This window comes from Bradyrhizobium sp. UFLA05-153 (genome assembly GCF_054185185.1).
In genome coordinates this window covers 1-14,027 of sequence record NZ_JBBIAM010000113.1, presented here as the reverse complement: position 1 = coordinate 14,027, position 14,027 = coordinate 1, and the positions used below count along the sequence as shown (strand labels likewise).

The following is a 14,027-nucleotide window of genomic DNA, read 5'->3' as shown; positions in this document are numbered from 1 at the left end:
TCTGTTCGGAGACGGAGTGACCATCGCGGCGCGGTTGCAGGCTTTGGCGCAGCCGGGTGGCGTTTGCGTTTGTGGGACGACCTATGAGCAGGTCAGGAAGGTTTTGCCGGTTGCCTTCACTGACATGGGCCTGCAGCAGGTCAAGAATATCGAGGACCCGATCAGGGCCTACGCCGCTCGCGAGCTCGTAGTGCGCCCGTTGCCGAGGATAGCTTGAGACCACTTCCTCTACCCGACAAGCCTTCCATCGCCGTGCTGCCGTTCGAGAACATGAGCGGCGACCCCGAACAGGAATACTTCGCGGATGGGATGGTTGAGGAGATCATAACGGCGCTGTCGCGGTTCAAATGGTTGTTCGTGATCGCTCGAAACTTGAGCTTCACGTTCAAAGGAAAAGCCGTCGATGTGACGGAGGTCGGACGCAGGCTCGGCGGTCGCTATGTCCTTGAGGGGGCTGTGCGCAAGGCGGCGGGGAAAGTTCGCATCACGGGGCAGTTGATTGATGCGATGACGGGTGTACACATTTGGGCGGATAGGTTCGAGCGTGACCTGACGGACGTTTTCGCTCTTCAGGACGAAGTGACGGTCGCCGTTGTTTCAACCATTCAGCCAAAATTGCTTCAAACAGAAATTGGCATGGCGACGCGGCGGCGTCCAGAAAACCTCACCGCCAACGATTTTTTTCTAAGAGCCATGCAACAGTATCACCTGTCGACGCGCGAAGGGACGATAGTGCTGGCTCATCGAGCTTTGGAGCTGGACCCTCGGTTCGGCTTTGTCGCTGCTCTGGCAGGCGTCTGTCACATGCAAAACGTCCTTTGGGGCTATGCTGTCGATCCTCAATTCCACACGCGAGAACACTCGCGACGCAAAGAAGTTTCCAATCGTATTTAGCTAGAACATCAATTACGGCTTTCACCGCAATCTACTCGGGCTGCGTCTCCCCGGCTTCTACTTGAACGCTTTGACCCTTCTATTTTGCCTCGCAGTGCTGTGGTTTCGCTTCCATATCGACCTGTCTCGATCAGGCCCTGTCGTCGACATCGCAGTCCTGCATGGGCTTTATCTCGCCTTTTTCGTCAACGAGCAGAACGTATTCCAAGCAGCGCGCCTCTATGCGCGCCAGCTCTTACTCAGCATTGACAAGCTAAACGGGCGAACGGGGCAGACCACCGCGACGCGCTCGCAGTCAAGGGCGAAAGAGGAAGGCTGATGTCGGAGGCGTGGAGGGGTCGGCGGAACATCGCGCCGAACAGTCATGACATGAAGGGGCACGCGGCGCCGTTCTCGCCTCGTCGGAACTCTAGTCGATGGATGAATACAGGCACGAAATCTCTGGGATGTACGGGTGCGCCGTTCATGAGGCTGGCCATGCCGTGGTCGCCTGGGCGCTTGGGGAACGCGTTAGGAAAATTGTCGTCGGGTGAAAGGGGACGAGACGGCTGGCAGAGCCGAGACGGATCCGTCAAACCATTTGCCACTGTCTGACCAGATCGCGATCTGTGCCGCGGGTAGCGACGCGCAATTCATGTTGGCAGCGCTTACGAACGACAACGCCGCGATGATGGACATGAATGAGATAAGAGAACTTATCGAGGACTGCAAGGAGGCCGAGGGCGACGCTCTGCGCTATGAAGGTCGAGCATGGGAAGGTTTGTTAATTCGGCTCATGGCCCTTCCCGAATTTACGAATCACGCCGTAGGTCCGCTTTGCCCACAAGCTGCCCTCCACGAGGTCGGATGTTTGATACATCTCCTGGAAGGAGACCCTAGTCCCGTGATGGCCCGATATGCTTTGATGCGAGGAGCCGGAAACGCGTAGGTGGCCTCATGTATATGGTCATTCGAAAGTACACCAAGGTTCGTTCGGTCGCGGATGCTGCTCGCCGCGCGAAAAGTGGCATCGGTCAGATCCTAAGGGAATCGCACGGCTTCAGATCTTATTATGTATTGGACGGGGGCGAAGGCGTCGGCGCCGCTGTGATGATATTCGACGACCAAGAAAGCGCCATCGCGGCGAACGATAGAGTACTGGCATTTGTTCAAGCAAGCTTGCATGACCTTGATCTTGGAGACCCCGAAATTCTCGCCGGGGAGGTTCTGGTGGATATAGAGACGGATGCGTCATCATTCGTGAAGGCTCATCCAGCGCGTGAACGCTAGGTCGTCACACAGGAAGGTGCACCTGCGATGTCGGCCGTTGGCCGTTGCTGACGTAGCGCTCCAAACACATGTCCGCTTTGCCAAAAGCTGCCGTCCCCAAAGTGCATTCCCGCAAGGCTTTGGTCATCTGGCCCACAAGCGCGTGCTCCAGAACTGAACGTTGATTAGCTTTCAATCTTTTGAACGCGTAAAGGGTACAAAGCGCACAAGGCCGACGGCGCGCTTGGCCGTCTCGCCAGGGCCAGTCTTTTCGACCACAGTGAGGGTCTGAGTGGTGTAAGCCGAGCCCACCGGCATCACCAGTCGGCCACCCACTTTGAGCTGCTCAATCAGTGGCGGCGGCACCTCGCCGAGCGCTGCGGTCACGACAATTGCGTCAAAAGGACCGCATTCCGGCCAGCCGGCATAGCCGTCGCCAAGCCGGACGCTCACATTTTCATACGAGAGATCCCTCAGCGTCTTGGCGGCTGTCTCGGCCAATTGCGGGATGATCTCGATGGTGCAGACCTTTCGCGCCAGGTGCGCGAGAATGGCGGCCTGATAGCCCGAACCCGTACCGACTTCGAGCACAACACCATCGGGCGCGACGTCAGCCAGCTCAGTCATCAAGGCCACGATGAACGGCTGCGATATGGTCTGGCCGAGCCCTATCGGAAGCGACCCGTCTGCGTACGCGATGGAGCAGTGTCGCTCGGGGACGAACAGATGGCGCTGTGTTTGCCCCATTGCCCCAAGGACTCTCTCGGACAGTCCTTGCTGTCCCAGGACATTGGCGTAGGACCGGGCGTAAACGCGAATGGTGTCGACCATGGCGGCGCGTTCGCGGTCGCATTGTGTCTCTTGCGCGATCGCTCCCCGCGCGGCAGCAAGCATATAGATCAGCACCAGCAGCAAGGTCTTCATGAGCCGTGCGGTCTCCCCAATCGGTCCGCGATTAGCGTCGACCGCTTGAGCGCGACGCGCGTATTCGACCGATCGAAACTAGGGACCAAACGAGCCTACGCCCGTCGGGAATTCCGGATCCCGGCTGACGTCGATGCATTGGCAAACGCGACGCGCTAGCGCGGTGCCGCTACCGTGACCCCAGGCGGCGGCACGTCGTCGTCGGGCACAAAGAAGTCCAGCGCCAGCGGGACAGAGGGATCCACGCGATAGCGCTCGAAGTCACGCACTCCGCTGGCATAGAGCAGCTTGTCATCGATGCAGAACTGCCCGGTGAACTTGCGCGACGGCTTCGTGAGGATCACATAAGCCGCATGTCCCATGATCTCCGGCGTGCGGCTCGCGCGCATCATGGCGTCGCCGCCAAGGAGATTGCCGACCGCGGCGGTAGCGATCGTCGTGCGCGGCCACAGCGCGTTGACCGCGACGCCCGCGCTCTTCAGCTCGGCTGACAGTCCCAGCACGCACATGCTCATGCCAAACTTCGCTATGGTATAGGCGGTGGAGCGCTCGAACCATTTCGCCTTCATGTCGAGCGGCGGCGACAGCATAAGGATGTGCGGGTTTTCCGCCTTCTTCAGATGCGGGATGCAGTATTTCGACACCATGAAAGTGCCGCGGGTGTTGATGTTCATCATCAGGTCGAACCGCTTCATGTCGGTTGCCTGGGAGTTGGTCAGACTAATGGCGCTGGCATTGTTGACGCAGATATCGATGCCACCGAATTCGGCGACGGTCTTGTCAACAGCTGCGATCACCTGGGCTTCGTCGCGAATATCGCAGATGACTGGCAGCGCCTTGCCGCCGGCCGCGCGCACCTCGTCGGCGGCGGTAAATATGGTCCCCTTCAGCTTCGGATGCGGCTCAGCGGTCTTCGCGGCGATCGCGACACTGGCGCCGTCGCGAGCTGCGCGCAGCGCGATCGCAAGCCCAATGCCGCGGCTCGCACCCGAGATAAACAGCGTCTTGCCTTTGAGGGATGCCATCAGAGGCCTCCAGGCCGCCCATGAGCGGCTGCCGTCGGCGGCAAGTATACTCCGGTATGGCAAGTGTCGATAGACATCCCAATGCTCGCGCACCTCACCTGGGGTCCGCCCTTGGCTGAACTCGCGCGTTCGTCAGACGTCCGCTTTGCGCCGATTGTGTTGAAAAACTCGCCTCTTGAAGCCGCGGGAGGCGGCTAATTCACTTCAGTGAGGCGGGAGATGTGAATCGATGATGGGTCCGCGGCAGGTCGACCAGGCGGCGCTGTTCTACGAGTTCTCGCTTGAGCGGCACGTTCCAGTCAGCCACCTGCTGAGGGCAATCAATCGGTTTGTTGATCTGTCGGACGTTCGGAGCCATGTGGCGCCATTTTACAGCTCGACCGGTCGGCCTTCGATTGATCCGGAACTGCTCGTCCGAATGCTGCTGGTCGGCTACTGCTACGGCATTCGCTCCGAGCGGCGGTGTGCGAGGAGGTGCACCTGAACCTCGCCTACCGCTGGTTCTGTCGGCTCGGGCTAGACGGCGAGGTGCCGGACCACTCGACCTTCTCCAAGAACAGGCATGGCCGCTTCCGCGATTGCGATCTGCTACGCAAGCTCTTCGAGACTGTGGTCCAGCGCTGCATGGCAGAATGGCTGATCGAGGGATCCGCCTTTGCGGTCGATGCCAGCCTGATTGCCGCCGATGCCAACAAGCAGCGCGCCGTCGCTGGATCTGACGACGTCGACTGGGAGGCCATCGCCAAGACGCGCCGTTCCGTCCGGGAGTATCTGGACACGCTGGATCAGGCGGCTTGGGGTGCGGCGAGCGAGACGGTGCCGAAGTTCATCTCGAAGGCGGACCCGGCCGCGCAATGGACAGGCGCGCACAAGGGACATGCCTTCTTTGCCTACGCCAACAACTATCTGATTGACCTGAAGGCAGCGATTATCGTCGATGTCGAGGCGACGCGGGCCATCCGGCAGGCCGAGGTCGGCGCAACCCGTACGATGATCGAGCGCACGGAAGAGCGCTTAGAGCTCTGTCCCGAGCGCATTGTCGCTGATAGTGCCTATGGGTCGGCGGAGATGCTGGGCTGGCTGGTCGAGGAGCGGGCGATCGAGCCGCACATCCCGGTGTTCGACAAATCGGCCCGGACCGACGGCACCTTCTCGCGCGGAGACTTTGCCTATGACCAGCAAAGCGACGTCTACATCTGCCCGGCTGGCAAGGTGCTGGCTTCCACCGGGGCCTTGGTGAACGACGGAGCGACACTGGCGTATCGGGCCAGCAAGTATGACTGCGACGCCTGCGAACTCAAGCCGCGGTGTTGTCCGAAGACGCCCTCCCGCAAGGTAACGCGTTCAATCCATGAAGAGGCGAGAGACGTCGCGCGCGAAATTGCGAAGACTGATGCCTATGTCCGGTCCCGGCGCGAACGGAAGAAAATCGAGATGCTGTTTGCCCATCTCAAGCGCATCCTGCGCCTCGACCGGCTCAGGCTAAGAGGCCCCTTGGGCGCTCGCGACGAGTTCCTCCTCGCTGCCACCGCCCAGAACCTACGCAAGCTCGCAAAGCTGATCCCGCAGCCCACGCTTCGGCCCGCTTAGGCACGTTCAACCACCCGTGTGCCCGCCAGGTTATCGATCCTGGATCGTCACGTCGCGGACTTCTTCAACACAATCCGCCGAAAGCGACCAAAATACTGCGTCACCGCGAAATGACGCGAAGGGCCAAAAACAGACAATCGGCTGATCATGACGGCCGAGCATGGATCGCAAACTGAAAGAGAGCCCCGCGTGGCTGGCAAGCAGTGGCCACAGGCGTCCGCCGCGGAATTCGACGATCAGCCGCAGACTCGCACGCGGCGCTCCCGCCAGCCATGCCCGTCCCAGAAGCGTTGGGTCTTCCAGTAGCAGGGAGGCATTGGTTCGCCAACCGGGGCATCGACATAGCCCGACCAGTACGGATAGCCGCCAGGGCCGGGATAAGTGCGCGGATACGGATTGCCGCCGGGGCCGTAATCATAGCGCGGACCAGCAAACGCCGGCGAGGCTGCGGAAACGGCCAAAGTCGCGGCGGCGGCGAGGGCCAATAACGTCTTCCTCATGGTGATCCCTTTCCAACGCAGCGAAGGCTCAAATGCGTATAATATTCACTCAATTCGGGTGCAGATTTGGAGACAGCGCGATTTGTGCTCGACTCTAGTTCGCTGTTACGCAACTCCGGCTCCCGGGAAAACGGTAGTACACTGAATACACGTTCTAACAGCGAGCACGGTCCAAACACTATTAGCAGACATCGATTTCAACCGTGAAGATTTCTCAGTCGCCAAGCCGAGGTAATCAATTGAACGGCGGCGTTGGACAGACCGGAGTTGGGTGCCGGTGTCACGTTTGCCGTCGAGTGTGGATGGCTAGAGCTTCACGAGTCCGGGACCTATTGCGGCTAAACGTCGGTCGCGAGTCGATGTGAGCCGCCGGTTGACGACCGAGGAGCGCGACATCTCGACGCGGGCACCGTTGGATCAAGCGAAGCGGACTCTGCCCAGATGACGCGGATGATCGTGATGCGCGGGGCAGACAAAGAAGATTAGTCAGTGACTTAACTTCTTACCCTGATCGCCGCGATACGACGAGCCTCGACTACCGTCGAGGCTCAGACATTACCAATACTTCACAACCTTGACGGGTTAACGAGGCTTCAGCCGTCAGCGGGGATAAATCGCGTGCGTCCTCCAAGATCGAGGTGACGCCATGAAGTTTGACGAGCGTGAACGTACTGCGCTGACGGATGCAGGCTTCGCCGTGGCCGACGATAACAAGGCGGCCTACGTCGAAGCTCTCGTTGTGATCGCCGCACACGATGACGAAACCCGTCGGCTAACGTTCTCTTTGCCGAATGATACGCGGATCGTGTGCGTCACATCGCGCGACCAGATCGCCTCCGCGATTATGGATAGCTACGCGGCGGGAAGGAGCCAACTTCAGTGAAGCTGACTTTTCCTCACGCGAGACTGAAGGCACTGTGGGACGAAGCTGTGCGGCAATGGCCGGTTTCGGTGCGCAGCATGAACGGTCCAAACCCTGCCCGGGTTCTGGCTTGTCGGTGGCCACGGCATCTATCTCATGCATAACGGCGCGAGGCCTAAGGGCAGCGCTACCGTGGCCTATGCGAACGAGTGCGACCCGCCCAAGGTTCCGTTCGAAAATTGGTTGGGCGTCAAACGGGCCATATTCGGCGACAGCGACGGCATGGAATTCATCGAGGCGGTAGTGATTGGCACTGCCGTCGATGGTGGCTGCGACATCGAGGTTACGTTCGAGCATGACACGATGACGGTGACCGTCGTAGAAAAGGGGAAGTCTAGCCTGCGATGGCAATCGTTGCGAACTCGGCACGCACAAGAGCGATATCGTTGAATATTGTTACACGGCAGCTTTGGTTCAAATCTTGTCGCACGCCTAGATCACCGAGCCGTAGGGTTCCCAATATTGAAGGATTTACCAGCAACGATCAACGCTGCAGTGTCTCCAGACGACGTAAGGATGAGCCCTGCAGTAAACTACGACGGGAACGTAATTGACACGAGGACTATAGTTGCCACCCAAAGGGTACGGCGGTAGGTACCCGTAATACCCGCAATACGAGCTATAACGACGCGCCTCTGCCGATGGTATTGGCGCGAAAGACGAAACTGTAATTGCGGCCAGCGCGGCAATTGTCGTTGTTGACTTAGACATTAGCTCACTCCCTCCCGTGAAACGCGACGCGGTCTTATTGCTCTCGTCGTGGGGCCTCCCCCAAAGGCTGATGACACGGCGAACTTAGCCCTACGAGATTCCAGCAGGAATTTGTTGCCTGCGGAAGGGGCCTCGGAGGTTTAGGTGCACGTCAGCAATTTGAGAGCTTCCATGTCTCGAATGGGTCTTTCGCGACTGAGCCGGGCAGTGCTCGCTACCAATCGACGTCCGCTTCGGTCCCGATAGCAACCGCTTTTGAGTAGACGCAGCAAATGACGCGAGGGGCCAGACCCGGACATTCAGCCGCCCAAGCGGCGCGAGGGCGTTGCGCAGTGGCGTGCTGGAAATCTGCGTCAGTCCGACAACGGCTGGCTCAACTCCAGGATTAGGAAAATCGCTGCGGAAGCCGAAATCACAAACACGAACAGCGCCTTTAAGGACCGCCCGGCCCGCAACGTCTCCGGATCGATCTATTGTGAAGATCATCCATCGCTGCAATCTCCGCGTTTTGAAAAGGCCCACAACAGACGTGCTCTTTTTCGTCCTAAACTTCTCCTCCAATAATGCTGGCTTTCAAGTAGACTCTTGCATGAGCAAAGAGGCTCCCCCATTTGCAAGATTATGTGTTTGCTTCGGCGGCCACGAGTGATGATGGGCGATTGAGGTGGATCGCAATCTGCTTCGTGGGGCGGCGCTTCAAGGTCTCGGACGGCGACTCTCCGAACGCGGCGCGATAGGCGACCGCAAAACGGCCAAGCTCCCAAAAGCCATGGTCGGTAGCTATCCGAGTGACGGTTGATGTCGATGGAACCGCGCTCAGTAACGCGCGATGCACGAGGTGCATTCGACGGAGAGTGAGAAAACGGATCGGTCCCATGCCCAGATGCTCTTCGCAAGAGCCGCGAAGCGTTCGCTCCGCGACACCGATAGCTGCACAGATTTCGGTGAGATAGAGCGGCCGGACGGGATTTGCCTCCAGAAACTCTTCGAACCGCGCGATGATCGCATCATGGCGTCGGACACGAGTGCTGGTCTTTTCGTCGACCGCATCAGCGAGGCATCTGACCATGACGTGGACGAATTCATTCTCCAGCGCGCGAAGCACCTCCGGCAGTTGCAAAATATCGGGAGTGTCATGTGCGAGCTGTCCGATCGCCCGGTGTAACTTCAGTAGCCGTGACATCGACTGAGGGTGCGGATGAAAAATGTGCCGTTCTGACTTTTCCATCAACTCGCAGCCAATTATCGCTTCGACTGCAGTATCAAGCTCGTCCGTTGGGATGGACATCGCGCCGTAGTCAAGACCAGGGCCGCATCGTCGATGCTCAGCTTCAAGCGTGTTTTCAATGATGTCGCCGGGAATGACCTCAATTCCACAGTGATGGTACGGTGACAAATTGGACTCGGTAAGAAAGCCGATCGATCGCCGACCGGGCTTGCTTGTGGCGGTGCTGACCGTTGGCGAGGATAAGTGAGTACGTTGCAACCAGAGCCGGCTCATGGCGACCTGGGTCATCTCGACCCGAAAATCTTTCGTCGTGGGAAGTATTTCAATGTCAGAATACGGGAAGGCTGCTTGACACGCCAGCGGATCGGTAAAGCAAAGAACTCTACTCCACGCCACTTCTGCTCTCCCAATAAACAAGACTACGATTTGGTGGGCAACAAGCGTGATTGGTCGGACAAAAAGTGTGACTAAAACGAGTCCTCGGATCGCAAAGGCGGCGGAGGTGATGCCGGCGGTACAGGTTGTACCTTAGTTCTGCCATTACCTCTGATCAATGTACCTATTTTGACATACCGCAATATTGCCGAGCGACATTCGGTGGCATCTTCATTCTTGGCATGCCAGCGCCATTCGAGCGAGAGCTATGCACCGCCTCCCAGCAAAAACAGGCAGCTGACGTCTCAGTTGGGTCAGACTCGGTCATTCGGTGATGTTGGTTCGATGTCCGGTTTGCACGAAAGCGGACGTTGGGGCGCCCGTTTCACGCGACCTAGCATTCCGGCGGGTTCACTCACTCCGATAACCGGGTCAGGTATCGGATGACGACGAATGTCCCCGCGCCAATGAAAGCCGTCAGGGTCATGGAGAACAGAACCCTCAAAAGCTCAGCTTGTTTGGTGCTCAAGTGGAGGCCCCATTGTTCGTCTGCCAGACTGGCGCTTTTACTAACTGGCAACACAGCGCGACATTGCAGTGAGAAGAAGGCGGCCGTACGCTTCGGTCTAATCGTGCTCTGAGACCAAATGGCCCGCCGGTCCACTGGCGGGCTCGCTACGTCCTGAGAGCGTCGACCGCGTGGGCGATGAGAATGCTAATGCTGAGCAGGGTCAGGCAGACAATCGCGGCTTGAAATAACATCAGAGTAATTCTGTGGTGCCCAGGTAGACTGTTTATAAGCCGTGACATTTCGCCAGCATTTTGGCCGTCCCGGAGGTACCTTGGTGTTCGTGTTATTACAAGTTTGCAAGGTTCACTGGTCCTGCGCGACGAGTGCCTCCAGTCCAAGGGGTCTGACAAACGGCCGGGGGTCTGGCTCCTCGGATCAAGCCCGTAGCCGCAGCCCAATTTCGGCGCTCGAAAATGCGCGTTGTTCGGTCAGCATGACGATGTCGCGCACCCGGAATGATCCGGGTGCGTCGTAGATGAATTTGAGGTGCCACACGTAGGTGGTGAAATCGGGCGCAATGTCGAAGTCGCCAGACTCCAGCGCGGTGCGCATCAGCCTCGCTGAATCACGGTCGCTTAGCGGCGCGCGAAGCAGCGCGTCGATCAACGCCTCCAGTGTCATCCCATCCTGCAGCATCAGTCGCGCGATACCGTCGCCATGGACCTGCCGCAACGCACAAACAATCGCCGCAACCGCACGTGGTTCGTGCATCCTCTCGGCCCCTTGTCACACGGCCTGCGCGTTGCCACGCCACCGGCCAAGATCGCGAAGGGTCAGAGCCAGCGCACCGGCAGCGAAGCGGATGTGAAGATCTTAAGGAGGATCCAAGGCGTGAGCAGAAAAAGGAGCATGGCGCTACCTCGCTTTACCGGCCGTCCATCTTCATCACCCATAACTGAGTCGCGAGGTTAGAAGGGACGAGGCCGAAAAAGAGAGGCAAGTGGTGCCCGAAAGGCACAATTTTTCCGCAAGGCAAACCGTACCGGCTGGTGTACGGCCGGCGTGACATGCATCACAGCGGGAATGAACCGAAACCGCAGGTTGCTGACGGCTAAGGACCGACTGGGAGACAAAGTATGACCACGCACGCTCACGCAACTCATGAGCTATTAGACAACGAACTTGAGATGGTTTCTGGTGGGAGAGGCGGTAGTACCGTAGAAACCGATAAACCAGGAATCGCGACCAGCATGATCTTTGGAGATCAGAAAATCACGGTTTTTGCCTCTTCGGAATGTCACTGCCTGGTCTGGTCGCCCAAGTAATTGAGGTCTGCTGTGAGCCTGATAGCGGCGCAATAGCGGACTTCATCAGGGGTCCGGGTCGGGCCAACTGCAGTTATTCGATCACTTCGTCTGCGCGAGCGAGCAAGTCCGGCGACAGGCTCAACCGCAGGGATTTCGCAGCGCGAGTATTGGCCGACAACCAGACTGACGTTGGAAACTCGATCGGCAGATCGCCGGGTCTCGCCCCTTTGAGTATGCGGTCTACAAAGTACGCAGCACGATTATAGCACCAGCTCAGATTAACACCGTAGCTCGCCAAGCCTCCCGCAATTACATTTTCTCGATAGCCATAGGCAGTCGGCAATTGGTGCTTGAGTGCAACATCTGCGACCACAAATCTTCGAAGCAGCAATAGATTCGTCTGCAAAACAATTGCGACCTCCACTTTTTCAGTTGCCAGTTTTTTCGAAGGCCGCCCCTATCTCGCTTGGCTGATCTGCATTTGCGGGAATAACTGTTAGTCCGAGGTTGGCGATCGCGTCGCTTAGCTCTCGCGTTTGTGGTGGACCCTTTGGATCAATGTCGTTCGTGATAAGGCCAATCTTCTTGGCGCCCGGCACGACTTCTCGTGCGCGGCAGATCGAGCGCGCTATCGCCATCGACACGATCGTCCTGACCCACTGCCTCATGACTGACGCGTCGGCCGCTACGTCATCCGAACCCAGGCACCTTTGCATGCCGATGACTTCACAGCAGCATCGATGAACTTCACGCCTGCTAGGCCGTCCTCAACGGTTGGGAAGATCACCTCAGGATCCGGCTTTTGGCCAGCCTGCGCCGCGCGGATGGCGCGTGCTGCCTCGGCATAGATTGTCGCGAAGCCTTCAAGGTAACCCTCGGGGTGGCCAGAGGGGACGCGGGTGACCCGACTCGCCTCGCCCAAGACGCCGGGGCCGCCCCGGGTCAGGAGCTGCTTCGGCCGGCCGTAGGGCGTGAACCAGAGACGGTTCGGTTTCTCCTGCGCCCATTCGAGGCCGCCTTTGGTGCCGTAGACGCGCAACGTGAGGCCGTTCTCATTACCGACGGCGACCTGACTCGCCCAGAGCATGCCCTTAGCGCCGCCTTTCCACCTGAGGAGGATCTGGACATCGTCATCGAGGCGCCGCCCCTCAACGAAGGTCGACAGTTGTGCCAGCAATTCGTCGAGCTCGAGCCCGGTGACGAAGCAGGCGAGATTGTAGGCGTGGGTGCCGATGTCGCCGATGCACCCACCGGCGCCGGACCGGGCCGGGTCCGTGCGCCACGCCGCCTGTTTGTGGCTGCTTGCCTCCAACCGCTCAGTCAGCCAATCCTGGAGATATTCGGCATGGAGCAGCCGGATGTCGCCGAGGTCGCCATTCGCGACCATGGCGCGGGCCTGCCGGACCAAGGGATAGCCCGTGTAATTGTGCGTCACCACGAACACCTTACCGCTCTTCCTGACTAGCGCCACGAGTTCCTCAGCCTCGGCGATGGTCGTCGTCAGCGGCTTGTCGCAGATGACATGGATGCCGGCTTCAAGGAAGGTCTTCGCGACCGGGCTGTGCATGTGGTTTGGAGTTACGATCGAGACCGCCTCGATGCCGTCCGCTCGCGCGGCTTCGACCATCGCCATCTCTTCGAAGGAGCCATAGGCGCGATCGTCGGCAATGCCGAGCTCCTTCGCCGAGGCCTTGGCCCGAACCGGATCGGACGCGAGCGCGCCGGCAACGAGCTCGAACTGGTCGTCGATACGGGCCGCGATGCGGTGTACGGCACCGATAAAGGCTCCTTGGCCGCCACCGACCATGCCGAGCCGGATACGACGATAACCGCCAGCTTCATTGCTTGCTTCGATAGCCATATTGTTCCCCTCGCTCAGGAGATGCCCAGCATCTTGCGGTATGTCTGCTGGTCCGTATCGGAACCTGCGAAATCGTCGAACGCTTTTTCGGTGACGCGGATGATATGGTTCTTGATGAATTCCGCGCCCTCGCGCGCACCTCGCTCAGGATGCTTCAGCGCTTCCCATTCGAGCACCGCCCAGCTCCCATAATCGTATTGCGTGAGCTTCGCGAAGATGACGCCGAAATCGACTTGGCCATCGCCCAGCGAGCGGAAGCGGCCGGCACGATCGACCCAGCTTTTGAACCCGCCATAGACACCCTGGCGGCCGGTCGGGTTGAACTCGGCGTCCTTGACATGGAAAGCTTTGATGCGCGCGTGGTAGATGTCGATGCAGTCAAGGTAGTCGAGCTGCTGCAGCACGAAGTGCGATGGGTCGTAGAGCAGGTTCGCGCGCTTGTGGTTATTCACCCGCTCGAGGAACATCTCGTAGGAGACACCGTCGTGCAAATCTTCGCCCGGGTGTATCTCGTAAGCGAGATCAACGCCGTGCTCGTCCGCATAGTCAAGGATCGGCCGCCAGCGCTTCGCGAGCTCGTCGAAGGCGGCCTCGACGAGGCCGGCCGGACGCTGCGGCCATGGATAGTTGTAGGGCCAGGCAAGTGCGCCGGAGAAGGTCGCGTGCACAGTGAGCCTGAGACGCTTGGAGGCCAAGATCGCGCGCTTGACCTGGTCCAGGGCCCATTCGGTGCGCGCCTTCGGATTGTCGCGAACCTCAGGTGCAGCGAAGCCGTCGAACGCCGTGTCATAGGCCGGATGAACGGCGACGAGCTGGCCCTGGAGATGGGTCGAGAGCTCGGTGATGGAAAGGCCGTGATGGGCTGCGATACCTTTCACCTCGTCGGCGTAGGCCTGGGATTGCGAGGCCTTCTTTTGGTAACCCAGGAGGA

At 59.1% G+C, this 14,027-nt stretch carries 15 protein-coding genes and 1 pseudogene; 8 read left to right on the top strand and 8 right to left on the bottom strand.

Annotation, left to right across the window (positions count from 1 at the left end; translation table 11 throughout):
- Positions 1-16 precede the first annotated feature (16 nt).
- The 5 genes from Q2941_RS40490 to Q2941_RS40475 all read left to right on the top strand — a co-directional run bounded on the left by Q2941_RS40490 (position 17) and on the right by Q2941_RS40475 (position 2,163).
- The gene (locus Q2941_RS40490) at positions 17-217 is read left to right on the top strand and encodes a nucleotidyl cyclase domain-containing protein (RefSeq protein ID WP_458195983.1); all 201 of its coding nucleotides are present in this window, start codon (positions 17-19) and stop codon (positions 215-217) included.
- Entirely contained in the window at positions 214-894 is a 681-nt protein-coding gene (locus Q2941_RS40485) for a hypothetical protein (protein ID WP_458195982.1), read from the top strand. Before Q2941_RS40490 ends, Q2941_RS40485 begins: the two co-directional genes overlap by 4 nt.
- 61 nt (positions 895-955) lie before the next feature.
- Positions 956-1,213 carry a hypothetical protein gene (locus Q2941_RS40480; protein WP_458195981.1) on the top strand — a complete coding sequence of 86 codons (258 nt, stop codon included), beginning with the start codon at positions 956-958 and terminating at the stop codon, positions 1,211-1,213.
- A gap of 97 nt (positions 1,214-1,310) precedes the next feature.
- A complete protein-coding gene (locus tag Q2941_RS51955) occupies positions 1,311-1,427 on the top strand; it encodes a M50 family metallopeptidase (RefSeq protein ID WP_479684043.1) in 117 nt (38 codons plus the stop codon).
- 403 nt (positions 1,428-1,830) lie between these two features.
- Positions 1,831-2,163 (top strand): hypothetical protein, encoded by a 333-nt coding sequence (locus Q2941_RS40475; RefSeq protein ID WP_458195980.1) that lies wholly within the window; start codon positions 1,831-1,833, stop codon positions 2,161-2,163.
- Positions 2,164-2,334: 171 nt separating this feature from the next.
- On the opposite strand, the gene Q2941_RS40470 is transcribed toward Q2941_RS40475, so the two are convergent.
- Both Q2941_RS40470 and Q2941_RS40465 read right to left on the bottom strand, forming a co-directional pair.
- Positions 2,335-3,036, bottom strand: a complete 702-nt coding sequence (locus Q2941_RS40470) for a protein-L-isoaspartate(D-aspartate) O-methyltransferase (protein ID WP_458195997.1) — start codon at positions 3,034-3,036, stop codon at positions 2,335-2,337.
- Positions 3,037-3,221: 185 nt separating this feature from the next.
- Positions 3,222-4,091: an SDR family oxidoreductase gene (locus Q2941_RS40465; RefSeq protein WP_458195979.1), complete on the bottom strand. Its 870-nt coding sequence runs from the start codon at positions 4,089-4,091 to the stop codon at positions 3,222-3,224.
- Between the two features lie 229 nt (positions 4,092-4,320).
- Here Q2941_RS40465 and Q2941_RS40460 point away from each other — a divergent pair.
- Positions 4,321-5,681, top strand: a pseudogene (locus Q2941_RS40460) (IS1182 family transposase).
- 236 nt (positions 5,682-5,917) lie between these two features.
- Here Q2941_RS40460 and Q2941_RS40455 read toward each other — a convergent pair.
- Positions 5,918-6,181, bottom strand: coding sequence for a hypothetical protein (locus tag Q2941_RS40455; protein WP_458144986.1), 264 nt, complete (start codon positions 6,179-6,181; stop codon positions 5,918-5,920).
- Positions 6,182-6,827: 646 nt separating this feature from the next.
- On the opposite strand from Q2941_RS40455, the gene Q2941_RS40450 reads away from it, so the two are divergent.
- Both Q2941_RS40450 and Q2941_RS40445 read left to right on the top strand, forming a co-directional pair.
- Positions 6,828-7,064 carry a hypothetical protein gene (locus Q2941_RS40450; RefSeq protein ID WP_458195978.1) on the top strand — a complete coding sequence of 79 codons (237 nt, stop codon included), beginning with the start codon at positions 6,828-6,830 and terminating at the stop codon, positions 7,062-7,064.
- A gap of 93 nt (positions 7,065-7,157) precedes the next feature.
- Positions 7,158-7,493 carry a DUF3085 domain-containing protein gene (locus tag Q2941_RS40445; protein ID WP_458195996.1) on the top strand — a complete coding sequence of 112 codons (336 nt, stop codon included), beginning with the start codon at positions 7,158-7,160 and terminating at the stop codon, positions 7,491-7,493.
- A gap of 940 nt (positions 7,494-8,433) precedes the next feature.
- Here the strand turns inward: Q2941_RS40445 and Q2941_RS40440 are convergent.
- From Q2941_RS40440 to Q2941_RS40420, 5 genes are all read right to left on the bottom strand, one after another.
- Positions 8,434-9,438 carry an AraC family transcriptional regulator gene (locus Q2941_RS40440; protein WP_458195977.1) on the bottom strand — a complete coding sequence of 335 codons (1,005 nt, stop codon included), beginning with the start codon at positions 9,436-9,438 and terminating at the stop codon, positions 8,434-8,436.
- A 925-nt stretch (positions 9,439-10,363) separates the two neighbouring features.
- Positions 10,364-10,660: a hypothetical protein gene (locus Q2941_RS40435; RefSeq protein ID WP_458195976.1), complete on the bottom strand. Its 297-nt coding sequence runs from the start codon at positions 10,658-10,660 to the stop codon at positions 10,364-10,366.
- 666 nt (positions 10,661-11,326) lie between these two features.
- On the bottom strand, positions 11,327-11,674 hold the full coding sequence (locus Q2941_RS40430; RefSeq protein ID WP_458195995.1) for an ABC transporter substrate binding protein: 348 nt from the start codon (positions 11,672-11,674) through the stop codon (positions 11,327-11,329).
- A gap of 246 nt (positions 11,675-11,920) precedes the next feature.
- The gene (locus Q2941_RS40425) at positions 11,921-13,096 is read right to left on the bottom strand and encodes a Gfo/Idh/MocA family protein (RefSeq protein WP_458195975.1); all 1,176 of its coding nucleotides are present in this window, start codon (positions 13,094-13,096) and stop codon (positions 11,921-11,923) included.
- 14 nt (positions 13,097-13,110) lie between these two features.
- A partial coding sequence (locus Q2941_RS40420; RefSeq protein ID WP_458195974.1) for a sugar phosphate isomerase/epimerase family protein occupies positions 13,111-14,027 on the bottom strand: 917 nt, incomplete at its 5' end.